The organism is Acidovorax sp. AC410 (assembly GCF_979253235.1).
Map to the genome: position 1 here is coordinate 1 of NZ_CEEDCG010000002.1, position 18,189 is coordinate 18,189.

Below are 18,189 nucleotides of genomic sequence, written 5' to 3' on the forward strand. Positions count from 1 at the left end.
CAGCGAGAATCATTGCTGCGATCCTCATTGTTTCAGGGTTGGTGTTAATGAAACTATCCAGCGCCTGACATCGAGGTTATTAATGATGGGTCTCGTTACTGGCCTTATTAACCTCTCAAATTATGAGGTCAGGGACTCCAAGTCGACAGACGACGAAATGCACTTCCAGGTGGACGCACCCGATCCCATCGCGTGCGAGAAATGTGGCGTGCAGGGTGAAATCGTGCGGTTCGGCAAGCGTGATGTTCCTTATCGTGATTTGCCCATCCACGGCAAGCGGGTCACCCTCTGGGTGGTTCGTCGCCGGTACACCTGCCGGGCCTGCAAGACCTCCTTCAGGCCCCAGCTACCGGAGATGGTGGACGGCTTCCGCATGACGCGGCGGCTGCATGAGTACGTGGAGAAAGAATCCTTCAACCACCCCTACACCTTCGTGGCGGCGCAGACTGGCCTGGACGAGAAGACGGTACGCGACATCTTCAGCGCTCGCGCCGAGTTCCTGGGGCGCTGGCACCGATTCGAGACGCCTCGCATTCTGGGTATAGACGAGCTGTACCTGAACAAGCGCTACCGCTGCATTCTGACCAACATCGAGGAGAGAACCCTGCTCGACCTGCTGACCACCCGCCGGCAGGACTTGGTGACCAACTACCTGATGAAGCTGAAAGACCGGCAGAAGGTCGAGATCGTCAGCATGGACATGTGGAACCCCTACCGTACGGCGGTCAAGACGGTGCTACCACAGGCCCGTATCGTGGTCGATAAATTCCATGTGGTGCGCATGGCCAATGATGCCTTGGAGAAGGTGCGCAAGGGCCTAAGAAAGGAGCTGAAACCCTCCCAGAGCCGAACCCTCAAGGGAGACCGGAAAATCCTGCTGAAACGCGCTCACGAAGTCTCAGACCGAGAGCGGCTGATCATGGAGACCTGGACAGGCGCATTCCCGCAACTGCTGGCCGCCTACGAGCACAAGGAGCACTTCTACGGCATCTGGGATGCCATCACGCGCTCCCAGGCAGAAGCCGCCCTGGACGAGTGGATAGCCACCGTCCCGAAAGGCCAGAAGGAAATCTGGAGCGATCTGGTCAGAGCGGTGGGCAACTGGCGCGAAGAGATCATGACCTACTTCGAGACGGATATGCCCGTCACCAATGCTTACACGGAATCCATCAACCGACTGGCCAAGGACAAGAACCGTGAAGGGCGTGGTTACTCCTTCGAGGTGATGCGGGCACGAATGCTCTACACCACGAAGCACAAGAAGAAGGCCTCAACTGCGAAGGTCTCTCCATTCTACAAGAAAACCATCTGTTACGGACTGTCGGATTTCGCAGAGGAACTCAATTACGGGGTCGATCTATCAACCATCTGAGGGTGGTATAAGGTTGGTGGGGTGAAGGAGCCCCATCAACCATTAAATCCGGATACCCTTTTCTTATAGGTGTTCGACATGAGAATGCCGTTAGGCGTTAACGCACTCTTCACTTGCGTAAGAAACTCAGCCGTCGCCATGTGCTCGGGTATGTAGTCTTTATCAAATGCATCAAGCATCACCACATCAAACTTAACACCATCACGAATTGCCCTCCTAATATGAACTCTTCCATCTTCTGCGAAGACTCTCAGAAGTTCATTATTAGGCTTGAAATTGAAAAACCGCTCTGCGACATTTATCACCTCCTGATCCAGCTCAACAGCATCGACCATCACATCGGGATATTTTTCTCGGATAGCCATGGGAATACTTCCCCCGCCAATACCGATCACCAAAACACGCTTGACGTTTGGCACATATTGCAGAGCATCAAACATCCTCTGCGTATAACCAAAAACCAATTTTGTCGCCGGAGCATCCTTCTCCATGCAGCTCTGCCTCGCGCTGCGGCGCCCAAAGGTCAGGCACCTGTGTGTAGGCCCGTCGAGGACGATGATGTTGCGGTACATCGACCGCTGCACCCAAATGGGCTTTGTCGCCCCAAAGACTTGCGCCTGGGCGTCCACCGCCGCCAGCAGGGCCAGCGCGCCTGCGACCAGGGTTTTAATCATCATTGCGGATACGCAGTTGGTACGACAGGCTTGCTGCTACAGCGGCCACGAGCAACGAGATAACAGCAAGCATGGCGATCAGGCGGTACACATCGAAGACCAGCACCAGAAAAAAGCCGGTGCCTATCGTGCCTGCGGCAGAGCCAATGGTGCTCACGAAGTACACCAGCCCAGCCTCGCGACCGCTACTACCAATGCCGCGCACCAACAGCCGGATGCAGTACGGGCTCACCATGCCGGAGATGACTGTTGGAATTGCAAAGAGGCACATGCTGGAGATGATGCTGCCCCACCGTGGATCGGGGAAGGCAATGGAAATCGCCTCAAGCAATGGCTCTGCTTCAATTACTGGCAGTGTCAACAGGGCTTCTGCAGCCAGCAATGCAGCCAACTTCCAGAGCCTAGGTTGCCGGGTAGAGAAAACCCCACCCAGTAAATAACCAAAAGACAAGGCAAGCATATAGGTCGTGAGAATACCTCCCCATACGAATATGCTAGAGCCGAAATAAGGCGCTAGAAGCCTTGAACTAAGAAGTTCGACAGAAAGAACGAAGAACCCGCTCCATGCAACCACGATGTATGTAGTTATTCGCGCCGCATGCGCGCCTGCATTACTCGCCATATTCGCCATATACACCGTCAATCGAAAATAAAAAGGGCGCTTTCACAGCGCCCCATTAAAACCACGCTAAATTATCGCCACGGCTTTTTAGCTTCTAAAAAAGTGCCGCTTAGTAAGGAATTTGGTCATCCGTATCGTCATAACCACCCGCAGGTAATTGCGCTCCACCCTCCTGGCCCTTCGGACGGCCATGAAGTCGCAGCTCTGTAGCGATAAGCACCAGTTTGGAATCCATTGCGGGGGTGCCATCACCGTTTGTGCGCGTCTTGCTTTCCCACACGTTCTTATCCAACCGCCCGCGCACCGTTATCTCGGCTCCCTTGCCAGAATACTTCTGCAGCCGCTCAATATGATTGGCCTGAAAGAACGTAATTTCAGCCCACAACGTTTGATCGACCCACTCACCCGACTGGCGATCCTTGTAGCCGTTCTCGATACCCAGATTCACACGTCCAACAGGGTGTTGGCTATCTGGGTTAACGATCTCAACGTCAGTTGCTAAGCGGCCAGTAACTTGAAAGCTATTTTGAATTCGAGACATTGCGACTTCCTTTTGTCAGTGAGTAGAAACCTGTGTGGGGTAATTCGCCATCAGCCAACGCCCCCAGCGCGCCGCAAGTGGCACCAGCTTGCGCCGGTAGATCGTGTTGTATTGAGCCGTGGCCGAGTGGTAGGTGGCGACACGCACCCAGTAGTCGTGATTGCCAGGGGCATCCAGCCGCTGCCGGAGGAACCACGCGGCCAGCTCGGCGTTGTAGCAACCGCGCCATGCCGCATCGGTCTTGCTGACGTGCCGAAACACACCCGATTGGGTGTCGAAATGCATGGTGTTGATCTGGAAGTGGCCCAGGTCGTCGGTGCCGTTCGTGTTGCGCACGAATTGCCCATTCTTCCCACCCTCGACCGAGGCCAGTGCCAGTAGGACATTCGCAGGGACGCCCTGGCGCATCGCCGCTTGGATCACGCAAGGAATGTCTGCAGGGCCGACACGGTGCTGGGGATCATTGACGTTGAGCACTGGCATAGCCGCCGCGCCCACGACCGTCAAAGCGCTCGCGCACGCGGCCAGCCCTGCCAGGGCTTTAGCGAAACCACTTCTCATTGTTGAACCACGACTTGAAAGCGCCTTTGACGTAAAGAACGCCGTTTTCCACTTGCCATGCCCGGTAGCTCTTTTTTAGGAAGAGCACGAACATGCACAGGGCCAGTGCAGCCCAATTGATCGACAGCAGAAGGCTTGAGCCCTGCAACAGCATCCAGCAAAAGCCCAGGAAAAAGACAACCGCAGCGCCCAGGAATATCCGCGAACTCAGGGTGTGCGACTTCACAACCGACGCACGCTCCTCAGTGCTTAACCCGTCAAATAACGTGAGCGACTGCTCTTCACGGATCGCCATGAGGGTCGGGGTCACAGTGCTCTTGTCCCGCCCGCCCAGAAGCATGAAATCACACTTGGTGCAGGCCCAGGTATAGGCCATCTCGGTGTTGTCGCCCTCCTGCGCTCCCTGCACCCGCATCACCCCACCAGAACAATGCGGGCACAGGGGGTTGGTCAGCGTGTCATACAGCGCCTTGATGGTCTGGTTGTTCTGCCGAAGGGTGTTCACACCCAAAACGCCAGCCGGTATCTTGACAAAGACGTACTTTGCAGCGCCTTTAGCTTTTCCAAAAATGCTCATGTTGACGCCAGATATATAGCAATGTTCAAAAAACAGTCGTTACGCTTATTTGAACAGAAGACCGGCATCGCATCAATCATCTTTCAAGGTCTTTTTCATGAGCGCACCACAGAAGGCGTCCAGCTTGGACAGGCGCTCCTGGGCCTCGTGCACGTCCATCTTGGCGGGCATTGGAGGGTCGATGTAGGCGGTCTGTTTGATGATTGCCTTGCGCGTGGCCAACACCTCTTGCTCGGCCTGCCACTTCGCATCCAGGCTCTCATAGGGCTGACCCCGGCCCAGCATCTCAATGTCTTTGAGCAGCGCTTCATCGCCCACTGAAAGCTCGGCGTCGAAGTCTTCCTCGGTCTGGGGTGCATCCACGGCACCGGCCAGCATCAGGTGTTGGCGCAAAAGTGGCAGCGCCCGCTCCTTGAAGGCGTTCGCTTCGCTCTGCGTAAGAACGATGCTCGTGGACACATAGTCGTCATTCAGACTGATCTCGTCATCATCGGCTGCAGGTGCAGATCCCGTAGCGGCTGGAAAGGCCGCAGGATCAGCATTCAGAGCCTCACAGACCTCCAGCAAGCGGCTGCGCAAGCTCGGCTGGCCCCGCGCCGCCTCGGAGGCACCAGCGGCCTCCTGGGCGCCATCGGCATCCGATGGGAACTCAGGCGCCTCCTGCAGGAACTCTGGTGCTTCGGGAGTCTCCGGCACCTCGGGTAGGTCAGAACGCGCCGTAGCAGGCGCCGTCACCGGCGCTGCAGCAACTGCAGGCGCCTTGCTACCCACTGCACCAACCAGCTCGTTACCCTTGCGGGACAAGAACCAATGCATCACCGCAGCCGCCGCATCAGGGCGGCTGAGCCGCGTGGAATCCGGCGTCACGTAGTTGTGCGCAAACAGATTTCGCATCGAGGTCAAGATGGGGTCAGCCTCCACGGCCTGGACCAACATGACACCGAGTGATCCGTCGCTCAAGGCGCCTTGCAGCAGCTTCACCGCCTTGCGGTTCTGCGGCAGATCGGCTGGCTCCGGTGCCTGAATAGGCAGGAAGTCATTGATGCGCATTTCCTTGGGCGTCTTGCCACCACCCGTGTAGAAGCCCATCCCCCGGATGACACGCACCCCCCCGCTCTGCCCTCCCCGCTCTTTCTTGCCGATCAGGAACGTGAACTCGCCGTTCTCCTGCATCGCAAGATCGTCGTAGTCGAGCCGATTGCGCCGCTCGATGGTGATGTTGTCTTGCTGACGAAACACCTCATTGACCGCCCCGGACTTGCGCTCGAAGCCAGACATGCGAGCTTCATCTGCCTCACCCGCAGCACCTTGCACCCGCTTCCACGTCTCACTCTCTTGCCCGGAGGTGATGCGGCCGATGGCACGGATGTTGGTGTTTTCCCAGGTCGCATCGGCTTCTTCTGCGGAGGACTTCTTGAGCGAGGAAAAGTCCTGCGCGGCGAAGATCACGGAGAAGCCAAGCGAACGAGCCTGAGCAGGTGCCACGGCGAAGCCGATCACGGCGTAATAGCCGTACTCGTCAAGGATGGTGTAGAACGGCACAGCGGCATTGGTGGGCCGGGAATCAATGATCTCTCGGACCAGGCCCTCCACGCGATTGCCCAGGCACCCGGCCATCATCTGCTTGATGGAGCCCACGATCATCTTGCCGAGCATGCGCATGGAGTCTGGCGCCCGCTCCAGCGCGGGCAGCAGCACCACCAGCAGGCGCCGGTTAATCACCACATCGTAGAAATCAACGTCGCCCACCTTCGTCTTGAAAATGTGGCCGTAGTTGAAAGTAAGGTCATTGAAAATCCGGGTGAGCTGCATGACGATGAAGCCATGCTGCTCAAGCGTTTTCGTCTCCTGCTTCTTGATCTTGTTTTTCTGGTATCCGGGCAGCGTCAGGAGGTACGAGCGCAGCGGTGCGCACACCACATCGAACGTCTCACCGTACTTGCCCTTGTGCTCCCACACCAGTTCCTCGATAGCGTTCAGCTCGAAGTATTCGAGGTAACTTTCCGGCGCCAGATTGATGTACCCCTTGTCGCGCAAGAAAACGAGGGGGCGAGTTAGCGCAGCCACAAAGCTGATTGCTCGGCCCTTCCACATATCACCGCCACCACCGGAATCGTCCATCAGGGCCACGATCAACTCAATCAACATGCCCGATGAGGTATTCCCCATCATGTTCATGTTGTTCGTCACTTTGTCGTACTGCTTTTCAACGAAGTCGCGGCCAGAGGTGATGAAGTTGATGATGAGCAGGTCATCCTCACGGCCAACACGGCGGGCCAGCTTGAAGATGTTTTTCTGCAGGGCGGGATCGCCCTTGCCGTCCGTGTAGATGAACCCCGTGTTCTGCACCAGGGCGTTGAAGACGAGGCCCAACAAGTATTCGGTCTTGCCAGAGCCCGTGGTGCCCAGCACGAGCTGGTGGGTGCGCAAGTCACTGTCGCCAGCGTAGATTTGCTCGCGCGTCTCAAGATCGTTGCCCAGCATCGTGATGCCAGAGCCAAGGCCTTTGCCCTTGAGCGTGGAGCCATCGCGCAGCTTCGACTCAATGGGCATGCGATAGGGGAAGTCGAATGCTCGCCCGTCCACGTTGCCGTACATCCGCCAGAACAACCAGAGGATGAGCAGCGCAAACTCCCCTGCGAAGGGAAGAGGCTTGACGATGGCGAATGCCACAGACAGGCCCACCACAATCAACAGGAAGATCGCGCCGCCATCGGGTGACGAAAAGAATTCCGAGATTTTCTGACCCGCGAGCCGCGTGTCTTTACGGCGTCGAGAAGCCCTTACCTCATGCTTGCGCGAAGCACCCCTGTACTGAACCATTCGTAACCCCTTCGCCTACAGCAGCATTCAACCCAGCGCGTGCGCAGGTGACTCGAACCATTCCGCCAACAACTCTTTGGCGATCTTCTCGATCACAGAACTTTCCATCGCTTCGTCCACAAAATCGGCATCCGCGAACTGCTCTTGCTTGCGCCGCTCTACGAGCTTCTTGCACGAGCCGGACGGAAAGCGTTTGGCGAGCAGCTTGCGTGCTGCATCACGAGGCATTGCCTCATAGAGCATCATCCGCAGCTTGCGATCCTCGGCGGTCGTAGAGAGCGCCCACAGCCGCATCGGCCCCGGCGTCAGCGTGAACAACTGCGAAAAGGGGGAACTCTTCGTCTCAAACTTCGCCAGGAAGGTGCCGCCATCGGCATTAGGGCCGTGCACAAAGTTGACCAACCCCTGCTCTTCGACGGGCGACAAGCCGATGTTCTCGCGCATCCAACGGCGCGTCTGCTCGGTCCCTGAGTCCATGATGAACTGCGTGGTCGCAACCTTGCAGAGGTCGCCAAAGTCTTCCATAAGCTGGCTGGCAAGAACGATCTCCATATTCCACTTCCGAGCCTCACGCGCATCGGTCAGCACTTGCTGACGCAGGATCGGATGCCCGCCCGTCTTGTGAAATTCATCCATGCACAGCACCTTGTTTTCGTCAACGATCTCGTTGACCATCTTGGTGAAGTACGGACGGGCATACGCCTCGAAGAACGGCAGGTCTTCACGCGAATAGGCCACCTTTTTCATGAACGACTCGCGGGCGATCATGAACATGAGCGAGGTCTGTTTCTGCGCAGCCGCAGAGCCCAGCATCGCCACGTCTTGCAAGTCCAGTGAAACGACGCGCGCAGCTCCCAGGTCGAACTTCGTGTAACTGGCGAACACAGGAAAGTCACCGACAGCTTCACGCACCCCAGTAACAAACGTGGGGATCAGATCGCGACCGCCTTCTGTCTTCGTCGTACCGTACTCAGACTTGACCTCTTCGGAGCTGGCAACTGCTGCGAGGTCAGACAACGTGGGAACAGCGTACCGCTGGGCGATTTCAGCCTCGTAATACTGCTCAGCCTTGAAAAACGCATCCACAAGCTCCCAGTAGCTGGTGGCGGGCATGATGGTGATGCCCAGCTTTTGCACAGCCTCATCGAGCAACCGATGGTGCCCAGGTCGATAGCGATTCGGTTGAGCCTTCTCCAGCCGATCCGACTTGCGCATGTATGCAAGGTCGATGATTCGACCGACGAACGTGGACATGCCTTCAAAGGCCCTGCCATCACGCTCGGGCGGCGTAACCAGGGCCGTCATGAAGTTCTTGAGAAATTCACGTCCACGAGGCAGCGGCTCACGCTTCGTGAGCGGCGTGTCCATGGTGTTGATGCAGTCCCGCTCGTTGTTCTGCAGTCGCTTGTAGACCGCAAGGTGCCGCATGTTCTCTGGCAGCGCATCCTGCACCAGATCAATGAATCCAGCCGACGAGATACCAATGTCGATGATGCCCACAAACGGAAGGCGCTGGATACCGGGCAACAGGCAGGACTCGAAGTTATTGGAGTTCATCAGCACCGACTTGCCATAGCCTGGGCGCCCAGCGATCAGCGTGATCCATGTGGTTTGTTCCGATGCGAAGCGCTGGTAGTTGAGCACCTTGCCATCGCGGCTGCGGAAGATGATGGAGCCACGCGCAAAAGGCGATGCGGGGCGGGTCAGCGGCAAGAGTCCCAGCGCCTCATACAGGGGCGCAGGGCACGCGGGAGCGTAGTGCTTAGGCGAGAGGCCCACGCAGCACGTCTGAAAGGCATCCATGACGTACCCAGTGCGCTCAGTGACCGACGACTTGCCCCACCCTTCGAGCGCGCGGAGCACCTTGGACTTGCGCAACCGCAGCTCACGCACGCCTTCTGGCGTGTAGTCAGCCCAGGTCATGGCCGCAATCCGCAACTTCACAATCGTCTCGCCATCGCGCTTGCGCTCCTGCAGATCGCGAAGCGCAAGGTTGATGTTGCGATTGATCTCAGAGGTGAAGCCCAGCAGGTTCGCGAAAAGCTGCTTGAATCCTGTGCCCTGCAGGCCATCGCCTTCGATCATCACGGACAGGGTGTAGGGCATTGACCGCGAGCGCCCGTTTTCCTGTGTGTCGGAACGATTGAGCGCCGAGAACAGGTGGTTGAAGAACTTGGGCTCGCGCGGTGGGGCGCTGACGAACAGCGGCGCATAAATGCGGGTGCCAACACGAATGGTGGTCGGGTCAGGGATCTGTGGATTCGAGATCGTCCCAATGTCCGCAGAGGCTGTCATCACCTGCTCAGCGATGCGCGGATACAAGAACTCGCTGTAGTCCTCGTGCCTCGCGTTGTCCTTCCAACGGAATGGAATCTTCTTCCCTGGCAGCGCGGGCTCCCAGCCTGGGCCGCTTATGTCTGGATACACGCTGGAGCGCACTGCGCGCAAAGCGTCTGCGGCGTTGAGAATTTCAGCGTGGCAATTGAACTCCGGCGAGCACAGGTCCGTCACGACCTTGGTCACGTAGGCATTGTGCCGATCACGCAAGAATGAAATAGGCCGCAACAGGTTCTGCGCATCACGAGTGGCGGGCCATCCGCTTTCCTTGCGAAACGTGTTGACCTGTTCCTGAAAAATCTTGCCCTCGATGGGGTCCAGCAGCGACGGGCGGGACCAGAACACCAGATAGCACTCTTCGTCGTAAACGTAGTCGCCATAGCGATCCACAGTCTCATCAATCAGGTCGTGAACAGCCAGAGACAGGCGCTTGGCCGTAGCGTGCTGCTGCTCTGCATTGCTCACCAGGGCCTCACGGCCATCGAGGTCACGGCGGAAGATCGCTTGAAGCTGGTGCCCCCGATGGTCCAAGAAGATGCCAAGCGACCCCGTGACGAGCGACAGCAACTGCCGGAACTGATCCTCACCCAAAATGCCCTTGCTGCCATGAAAACGAACGATGGTCGCAAAGCTGCCATCAGAGGTGACAAGGCTCCGGCCCTCGTCCACCGTCTCAATGTCGCAATAGTCCTGCACGCTCATTTTCACCGACTCCAAGATGGAGACAATCACCGACTCAAATTTTTCCAGCATGACTCACCCTTTCGACAAACTGCTCGATAAAGCCATGAGCCTGCGCGGTACGCACAGCCTCATCCGACTCCCTGTCCACCAAAATCCCGTCCAGCTCCAGCATTTGCACCACGCTTGCATGCGAGCGCAACACCGCTTCGATCTGGTACAGCCCACTCTTGCCCTGCTCGCCCTGGCTCATGCCGACTCCCTGGCTTCAATGAAACTAGCCATGGGCGGCATCAAGCCCACATCCATTGCAACGTCGAGGATGTGCTTGATGCCACCCTCGGGCACCCGCACAACGACATTGCCCATGCCGTAGGCAATCAGGTTCACGCCCCGGCGTGACTGCATGCGCTGGGCATAGTCAAACATTTGCATGCGGTCGATGGCACGCATCCAGGCCGCACGCGCGGTGAAGCCAGTGATCCGTCCCACTCGCGGCTGCTTGTTCATCAGTGCTGTCCAAACCTGCTCGGCCACAAGACCGAGGCTGTAGGACAGCTCGTCCATTGCCCCTTGTGGCAGCTTCTCCGCATAGCTACCAAGGCTTTCATAGCCCTGCTCGCAGATCATTGCGGCCCGCAGCTCCACATCCGCGTACTGGCGCACAACGCGCCACTCAACATCAGTCAACCACTCGCGAATGGACTTGGAACCGCTGCCCCAGGACAGGGCCTCGGCCATGATCGGCTTCACGTTGGTGATACGGCAGCGAACCATGAATGGCTGCTCCATGTTCTCCAGCTCGGCTTCTGACAGCTTTTGCTTTGCCAACACCCAGCCTGTATCGGGTGGCACCTTTTGGGCGAGCATGCGTCGCGCATAACCCAGGCGATTGCAGCGAAGCGTGGCGCTGCTGGTGGTGCCTCGGCCAAAGCTCACGGGCTGTATCACGGAGACGCTTGGATGCCCCGCAATCGTCTCGAAGGTGGAGTAGTGCACCTCGGGGATGCGGCAGCGATCTAACCCCATGGTGGTCGCGTAGTCGTCATTGAGACGGCCATGGCTCTGGACCTTCACATTCAACTCCCGACAGGAGTAAGCCACCACGCGATGCGCAATCAGGGACAGAGCCTCTGCTGTGTCCTTGGCCTTGCCGGTGTTGCGGCCCAGGCCAAACTCCGTGGCTATCTGCTCGAAGGAAGTTCGCAGCCAACTGTCATTGCGGAAATTGGCATGCATATTCAACTTGGCAGCAAGGAATGCCGAGTAGCCGAGGTTTGTCAGCCAGATCACATCGTTGGGCAGCTCCGAGATACCTTGAATGCGGCGCGCGGTTGTGCCACCGATGGAGGCCCACCCGGCTGTCAGGGAGACGACTGAGCGATCCCCCGACCCCATCACCGAGCTGGGGTCAAATACTATGGCTCCAATGCGCATACGACTGGCTCAGACGTGCTGCGGGCGCAGCGTGTCGAGCAACGCAGGCCAGTGATTCATATCCAAATACTGGCTGTGTGTTCGCGTGAGGTAACCGGCAATTTGGCCGTCACGAAACGCGGCTTCCGTTGGAATCACGCGAAGCCCATCGAGCGTTTTGTTGCGCAGCGCAAACGCTGCATCGTCGAGCTTGGACAGGCCCACCGCAATCTCATGGCCGTTGGAGAAGTCGGCTTCAAAAACGCGCTTGAAAATGTCTACAGAACGGCTCTCGAAGATCGCATACAGACCCTTGAGCCGCGACTGCACATCCTCGTTACCCACTGCCATTGCGCAGTGGTAGATGCGCATCAGATTCGTGATCTCAGCTTGGGTCAATTCAGGCACCACTGCCAGGAACATCGCGCCGCGCATCGCGGCCAAGCCCAGGTGAAAGCAGAGATGGTCAATATTGCAAATCGTCACGAGGTTCGATTCGCGGTTGTTCGTGTGGTCATCATCAAGGTGATGGACCTCTTGGTTCGCTGTGCTGGCAAACCCGCAGAACCAGCAGCGCCGACCATCGCGGTCGAGCACTTTTTTGCGCACTTCCAGAAACACGGCATCCGCCTCATTGCGGTCATGCTCAGACTGCTCCATGCGCCACTGCTTGCGCTTGACGCTCAACACCGGCAAATTCGCGAACCGCGTCAGGAAGGCCTCGGGCCTCGTAGGCGGTATCAGTTCCATGCTTCCCATATTCGTCCGTGATGCGGTGATTGAGCTGTGACTGCGGCCCAGTGATAGCACCTGGGCCGCTGGTTCGGATTAGCCCGTAACGGTGTTACGCATCATCCACATGATGGTGCCAACGCCCGCCATCGCACCACCGATGAACAGACCCACGACAGCCGAGAGTGGCTTTTCGCGCTCATCCTTGGACGCCTTCCAGAGGGTGTACAGCGAGATGGCCACGACCACGAAACCGCCGATTGCCACGAGCTGGATCAGCAGAGATGCGCCAGTCTGCGCGGCACCGTCGATGTTGCCTGCAATGTCGTCAAACTTCTTGCCACCAGAAATGTCCTGAGTCAGGTCGGTCTTGCTGATTGCGTGCGCAGGGAGAGCCAGCGTGCCGCTGAAAAATGCGACGACCAACGAGCAGGCGAGATATGCCTTGTAGCGAGCGATGGCTGCGAGATTGAGGAAAGCTGCTTTCATGAGTGAACTCCGGTTGTAAAAAAGTAAAAATTAGGGAACGAGATCAGAACGGGGTGAACATCGAGATGATGTTGAAACCCAGTGTGTTGTTGACTACATCGGCAAACCACTTGAAGTTCCAGCAGAGCACGCCGCCGAGAGCCCAGCCAAAGGCTGAGCCCATATGGGCCTGCTCGTTGTTGTAGTAGCGATTGACAGTCATAAGGGCTTTGAACATAGCGATGAAGCCCACGACTTGCATGATCGACAGCAGCGCGATGGTGGCGACGGCCCCCTTGTCCGCCAGCGATCCACCAGCGCTGTACGCCATGTCCGTTGGCATGATCCGCGACGCCACATAGTCATCCGACACAGTGCGGGACATGATGCCCATCAAATTGAGGGTGGACAGCGCGCTCAAGAGCGCACCAACCAGCAGAGAGATCAGCGCCGATCCAGTCGAAAAGCGCTGACGGCCAGCAACGTACTTCAGCGCGTTGTCATGAGACACCCCCCACAGCTCGACCAAGGCAGAGCCGACGAGATACAGACCAACCAAGGCTGCGATGCCTTGGATCATCATCAGCAATGCAGGGGCGACTTTGCCTGCATTGACGAGCAAATCGAGTAGATCGGGGAAGCCGGTGCCCATGGTTCAGTGCTCCAGAAATGACGTGCGCAAAACGGCTCTCAGCGTTTGGCCTGAACATCGACAAGTACCTGCCCATTGGGCGCTACACGCTTGATGACAAGAGCACCGTCCAGAGGGATCGTCTCGCCCTCGCTAACGCTCCACTCGTCGTTGCCATTGCGAATCCATGCACGATTCCCGACCGAAGCCAGAACCTTCGAATCGCCGCCAGTGAGTTGCATCGACTTGTCCTTGGATGCACGACGCTCAGCCGAACGCTCCGCAGCCGCAATGCGCTCACTGCGCGTGGGGCGAGAGTCTTGCTCTTCGGGCTTCACAACGTTGATCCGCGTGCCAATGCGGGCTTTCTCCAGATTGCCTACGCGGCTTGCAGTCACTTGAATGTTGTTGTCCAGCGTTGTGAGATTCTTGTTCTGCTGGTCAACCGCCGAGGCCATTTGCGAAAAAGCGGCTTGTGCACTTTGTGCATTGGAATCGACCTTCTCACGCAGCGCCTTGACCTCCAAGCGAAGCTGCTCCAGCTCGACCGATACGCCATTGACTGGCGATTCAAATTGAGCTGGGCGGCTTCTTACCGCCTTCTCGGGTTTGCCAGACGCCGAGATGAGCGCGCCAGCGATCACCATCACGACGACAAAGACGGCGGCGGCGATCCCGACCAGTTGGCCGAACGACATTTTTTTGAGATTGATTGCCATGATTTCTCGCTTTGCGTTCAATAGTTGCTGTTCAAAGGACCGCGATACCTGTTGTCATAGCCGGTGCCCTGGTACTGGCTCGGTGCCGCTCCAGTGCCGCCTGGGGCGTAGCCGTATGGGGTAGTTCCATAACCGGGATTGAAGGTGCCCTGCCCTGCCTGCGGGAACCCCACGGGGGTGGGGGCGTTGACTGCATTCCCCTGCCCACCGGACTGTTGGAGCGCCTGCTGCTGGGCCAACTGTTGGGCCAACTGCTGGGCAGTCAATTGCTGCGGTTGTTGCTGTTGCTGTTGCTGTTGCTCATCACTATTTGCAGGCAACACGTCCTCTAAGAAATAGAGCACGAAGCCCGTCTCAGCGGGTGTTGAGTACGTGCTGGGCTGATTGAAGCCGCGACGCCGAATTTCGGCGCCAATTGCAGACCCCATCTCACCGACAGCAGAGCCAATCACTTGCCGGTCACGAGGCATCTCATTGGTCGTGATGATGCCGCCTGGGGTGGACACAGTTGTCCCCACTGGCTGCTGATACACACGGCCTGCGCCTTGGAGCAACGCTGCCGCTGCAAGCGACGAATAGCGGCTGAGCGTGTGGTGGTCGATCTTCTCTGCCATGCCCATCTTGGCATCCTGCTCACGCAATGCCACTGCACGAATGCGCATGGTGCTGCGCTCGTCCTGGGGGGCCAAAGTCATGAAGGTGAGCGAGATGTTGTTGTAGCTCTGCTCAATCATGCCGATCAGCTTGGCGCCCTTCCATGGACCACTGCGAACGGTTGCAAGGACAGTGCGCCCATCGTCAGTGTTGGCTTCCGAATCAAGGGTAGCGAACATAGTGTTCCCAGCCTTGATCGTTGGCTTGCGGGACGCCGCGCGCATTGCGCTTGCAGCGGCTCCGCTGCTTGCACCACGAGCGGGGGCCACGTAGTAGGTGGACTGGGTGTAGGCCCCCAAATTGTTGAGGCTGTCACTGCCTTGGGAGGCAAACATGCCGCCGATCTGTTTCACGATTTCTTGCGAGACAGATTCAACATATTTATCGCGATCACCTTCCGCCTGCTTCTGATCCGTTTCCAGCTTCGCTGCAGCACGTTGCAACTCTTGGTCGCGGCGTTGCTGCTCCGCTTGCTGTTGCGGCGTCTGCTGCTGTGGCGCTGCGCCCGAAGGCATGGGCTGTGCCTGCATGCTGCGTGCGCTCCCGTTGGCCTGGGCACGAGCAGCCTCTTCTTCGGGGGTTGCAAAGCCCGCGAACTTGGCAGGTGCTCCAGGGGATTCCTGCTTGGAGCTGGCACCGATGTTGTAGTCAAAACCGGGCTGGTAGCTCCCCCCTTTGTTTTGTGCTTCCTCGGCCTCGCGGCGCGACTGCTCTGCGCGGCGAGTAGCTTCTTCGGGCGTCACCGCGTTGGTCGAAACGCGATTTTGTGGAGACGTAGGAGCGTCCACCTGGGCCTTGCTTCCAACCACTGGTGCATCACGCATATTCGTCGCTGCAAGCACACCAAAAACCACTACGACAACCGCCGCAGCGATCAGCGCAAGTTTGCCTGGGCCAGAGCCAAAAGTGGCACGCAGGTTGCGCCGCCTCACATCGGCATCAGCCTTGCGCGCGGCACCATTTGCTTGTGGGTTCACAGCAGGTTCAGGGCTGAATCCCTGGTCTTCTGCTACTGCATCGGGGTTAGCGCCCGTACCGTTGTTGTTTGCGTCGCTCATCTGCTGCTACCTCACTCAAAGAAAGCCGTTTGTGCACGTCCACCGATGGTGAACGTCGCAGCTTTTGGCACACCGACATAGCGGTACACGGACACTCCGCTGGTGCTGCGAGCTGCAGCGAAGTACGCTGGATACTGGGCGTTAGCGCGAGCTTTGACATACAGGTTGCGGTCATAGACCCAGGCCTCGGCGCCGTCCAAGCCAGTCACCCGCAAACGCTTCGCGCTCGCAGGAGGCACGCCATCAAGGAAGTACGGCATAGCGTTGTCCAGCCCTGGAGCAGCTTGCATAGACACCTCAGCCTCGGCATCAGGATTGCGCCCCGGCACCTTGGCATCTACGCGCATATCAACCTCTGCTTGACCAGTTGTCAGGACAAAAATCACTGGTGTCGATTGGCCGCGCAGCGTGACCGTCACGTTGCCATAGGCTGCTGGCGTGAGCGCTTCGATGCTCAGCACGTTCGTCGGCGTTTCGGCCTGCCCGCCCTGCCCGCCCTGCCCCGCTCCAATGACACGGCCATCACTGAACAGTTGACGATTCATGCTGACCTTTTCGATCATCCATGGCTGGCCGCTCACATCCGAAAACACAAGGCTTGTCTGCTGCCCACGAGACAAGCGCAGTGTGGGTGGTGCGACGCCTGGATCGAGATTCACAAGCAATGTGCGAGTCACCGGCTTTGCGGGGTTCAGATAAGGCATCGAACGCTGCTGCTGGCGTTCGATGTAGATGGACTTCAAGCGCTCAACCTGCTCGGGCGTGAGCTGCATGTTTTCGATCTGGCGAACGGCCCGCTCCACAATGGCCTCAGCAGGTGGATACACCACGCTGGGACCATCAGCAGTTGAGTTGACAGTGCCCGCTGGCATCACGATAGGAACAGGAGCATTAACCTGCTGCCCCAGTCTGTTTGGTGGCGCAGCTTCGCGAGGTGATGCTGCAGGAGCGGGTGCAACCGGCACAGCAGCAGATGCCGCCGCCGCAGGCGCCGACTCTGCTGCAGATGAGGCTGGCGCCAACACCTGCGGTGCCTGCTGGGGAGCAGGCGTTATTGGTCCCTGTTGCGCAGCGGCTGCGCCGTGCAACAGGAGCGCCGCAACAGCCGTTGCGACAGAAGAAAAAGCTGCTTTCATCATCATTCCCTACATGCCTTCAACGTTGACTTGCGATTGGGGACAGCACCAGGGAATCGACAGCGATACCCTTCAAGTTCACTGCGCTGGCTTCTTGCTCAAGAATCGTCACATGGGCCAGGAAGTCCTGGCGTGATCGTGGCTGGCTCTCACCACCCGAAAAGAACTCGATAGCCACGGGCACGATTGCCACCCAGTAGCGCTTGGTGCCGCGACGGCCCTCTTCCTCGATCTGCGGCGTGCGTGTCGCCATCGTGCGAAGGACAAGACGCCCCTTGATGACACGCTCAAGATTGCCGCTTTCTTGGAGCGAGGCGAGGTACTGCTTGCGTCCAGCATCTGTGAAACGCTTCGTGGCAACATCGTTGATCGCGGGCCGGTAGTTCACGTAGTCGTAGGTGTAGGCCTCAACCACAGTGTCTTTGGCGTACTCAGTCAGAGCAGCGGGAGTGACGCGCACTTGCGCGTCACTGCTGACTGCACACAGCGCCCTGTTGTCAGTCGTGGGGATGTAGCGGTACTTTGGGAACAGAAACAGTGCCGAACTCACCGACACCGCAAAGGTCGCACCCAACGTGAGCGCCAATCCCCAGACCCTCACATTGCGTTTTTTGAGAGTGATGTTTTCTTGGTGCAGACGCGCGACTTCGCGCAGCACTGCAGCAGCTTCACCAGGGGTCTTGTCGTTGGCGATCTGAGCAAGGATCGCGTCGTCAAGCTGACGCCCCTCAAGCTGATCCTTGCCGTTGTCCGGTTTTGTGTTCTCAGTTTTTGCCATAGCGAATCTCTCCGGTGCGGCTGTCCAGCACGCAAATGTGATCGGTCGCGTCCCAAAAGATCACGTCCTCATAACTGGTTTCCGTAAGGAGCCAAGCACACGAGCCCATGAGGCCCAAGACCAGCACCACTACTGCCACCTCCCCATAGACGGCTGCGCGGTCGTAAAAGCGATTCAGACGGCGCAATGTGCGCACGTCCGAACTTCCATCACTGACCCCCCAACTCGTCTGGCCCGAAAGCCAACCCCGAACGCTGTGCAGACGCATGAATACCTCTCGTTGGGCCGCATTCTACAAGCCATTTCAAAATCCGCAATCACGCAATTTTGCGATTTCTGCGTATGTTGCTGTTGCAATGCACTCCCTTATGACATTGGAGACATACCTTTATGCAACATTCTGAAGCAT

Annotated in this window: 18 protein-coding genes; 1 reads left to right on the forward strand and 17 read right to left on the reverse strand. The window is 57.9% G+C overall.

Going from position 1 to position 18,189, the window contains the following annotated elements; genetic code table 11:
* Window positions 1-82: 82 nt before the first annotated feature.
* A complete protein-coding gene (locus AC0IZS_RS32610) occupies window positions 83-1,372 on the forward strand; it encodes an ISL3 family transposase (RefSeq protein ID WP_023343400.1) in 1,290 nt (429 codons plus the stop codon).
* Between the two features lie 35 nt (window positions 1,373-1,407).
* Here the strand turns inward: AC0IZS_RS32610 and AC0IZS_RS32615 are convergent, their stop codons facing one another.
* From AC0IZS_RS32615 to AC0IZS_RS32695, 17 genes are all read right to left on the reverse strand, one after another.
* Window positions 1,408-2,049, reverse strand: coding sequence for a spermidine synthase (locus tag AC0IZS_RS32615; protein WP_471639617.1), 642 nt, complete (start codon window positions 2,047-2,049; stop codon window positions 1,408-1,410).
* Window positions 2,039-2,677, reverse strand: a complete 639-nt coding sequence (locus tag AC0IZS_RS32620) for a fused MFS/spermidine synthase (protein ID WP_305540546.1) — start codon at window positions 2,675-2,677, stop codon at window positions 2,039-2,041. The genes AC0IZS_RS32615 and AC0IZS_RS32620 overlap by 11 nt, the downstream gene beginning before the upstream one ends.
* Window positions 2,678-2,777: 100 nt before the next feature.
* The gene (locus tag AC0IZS_RS32625) at window positions 2,778-3,209 is read right to left on the reverse strand and encodes a single-stranded DNA-binding protein (RefSeq protein WP_305540549.1); all 432 of its coding nucleotides are present in this window, start codon (window positions 3,207-3,209) and stop codon (window positions 2,778-2,780) included.
* 15 nt (window positions 3,210-3,224) lie between these two features.
* Window positions 3,225-3,692 carry a transglycosylase SLT domain-containing protein gene (locus AC0IZS_RS32630; protein ID WP_305540552.1) on the reverse strand — a complete coding sequence of 156 codons (468 nt, stop codon included), beginning with the start codon at window positions 3,690-3,692 and terminating at the stop codon, window positions 3,225-3,227.
* 58 nt (window positions 3,693-3,750) lie between these two features.
* Window positions 3,751-4,347: a hypothetical protein gene (locus AC0IZS_RS32635; protein ID WP_305540555.1), complete on the reverse strand. Its 597-nt coding sequence runs from the start codon at window positions 4,345-4,347 to the stop codon at window positions 3,751-3,753.
* A gap of 72 nt (window positions 4,348-4,419) precedes the next feature.
* Window positions 4,420-7,170 (reverse strand): TraM recognition domain-containing protein, encoded by a 2,751-nt coding sequence (locus AC0IZS_RS32640; RefSeq protein WP_305540557.1) that lies wholly within the window; start codon window positions 7,168-7,170, stop codon window positions 4,420-4,422.
* Between the two features lie 27 nt (window positions 7,171-7,197).
* Window positions 7,198-10,260 (reverse strand): IcmB protein, encoded by a 3,063-nt coding sequence (locus AC0IZS_RS32645; RefSeq protein ID WP_471639618.1) that lies wholly within the window; start codon window positions 10,258-10,260, stop codon window positions 7,198-7,200.
* Window positions 10,244-10,441 (reverse strand): hypothetical protein, encoded by a 198-nt coding sequence (locus AC0IZS_RS32650; protein ID WP_087864736.1) that lies wholly within the window; start codon window positions 10,439-10,441, stop codon window positions 10,244-10,246. Before AC0IZS_RS32650 ends, AC0IZS_RS32645 begins: the two co-directional genes overlap by 17 nt.
* Window positions 10,438-11,625: a hypothetical protein gene (locus AC0IZS_RS32655; RefSeq protein WP_056639285.1), complete on the reverse strand. Its 1,188-nt coding sequence runs from the start codon at window positions 11,623-11,625 to the stop codon at window positions 10,438-10,440. Before AC0IZS_RS32655 ends, AC0IZS_RS32650 begins: the two co-directional genes overlap by 4 nt.
* 9 nt (window positions 11,626-11,634) lie before the next feature.
* Window positions 11,635-12,354, reverse strand: coding sequence for an HNH endonuclease (locus AC0IZS_RS32660; protein ID WP_087864737.1), 720 nt, complete (start codon window positions 12,352-12,354; stop codon window positions 11,635-11,637).
* 78 nt (window positions 12,355-12,432) lie between these two features.
* Window positions 12,433-12,825 (reverse strand): hypothetical protein, encoded by a 393-nt coding sequence (locus AC0IZS_RS32665; RefSeq protein ID WP_216361026.1) that lies wholly within the window; start codon window positions 12,823-12,825, stop codon window positions 12,433-12,435.
* Window positions 12,826-12,868: 43 nt separating this feature from the next.
* Complete coding sequence (locus AC0IZS_RS32670; RefSeq protein WP_087864738.1) at window positions 12,869-13,456, reverse strand: type IV secretion protein DotIE; 588 nt, start codon at window positions 13,454-13,456, stop codon at window positions 12,869-12,871.
* Window positions 13,457-13,494: 38 nt separating this feature from the next.
* Window positions 13,495-14,154, reverse strand: coding sequence for a hypothetical protein (locus tag AC0IZS_RS32675; protein ID WP_305540570.1), 660 nt, complete (start codon window positions 14,152-14,154; stop codon window positions 13,495-13,497).
* A 17-nt stretch (window positions 14,155-14,171) separates the two neighbouring features.
* On the reverse strand, window positions 14,172-15,866 hold the full coding sequence (locus AC0IZS_RS32680) for a DotG/IcmE/VirB10 family type IV secretion system protein (RefSeq protein WP_471639619.1): 1,695 nt from the start codon (window positions 15,864-15,866) through the stop codon (window positions 14,172-14,174).
* 11 nt (window positions 15,867-15,877) lie between these two features.
* Entirely contained in the window at window positions 15,878-17,008 is a 1,131-nt protein-coding gene (locus AC0IZS_RS32685) for a DotH/IcmK family type IV secretion protein (RefSeq protein WP_216361028.1), read from the reverse strand.
* Window positions 17,009-17,021: 13 nt separating this feature from the next.
* On the reverse strand, window positions 17,022-17,780 hold the full coding sequence (locus AC0IZS_RS32690; protein ID WP_056639275.1) for a DotI/IcmL family type IV secretion protein: 759 nt from the start codon (window positions 17,778-17,780) through the stop codon (window positions 17,022-17,024).
* Complete coding sequence (locus tag AC0IZS_RS32695; RefSeq protein WP_056639273.1) at window positions 17,767-18,048, reverse strand: hypothetical protein; 282 nt, start codon at window positions 18,046-18,048, stop codon at window positions 17,767-17,769. Before AC0IZS_RS32695 ends, AC0IZS_RS32690 begins: the two co-directional genes overlap by 14 nt.
* Window positions 18,049-18,189: the final 141 nt, after the last annotated feature.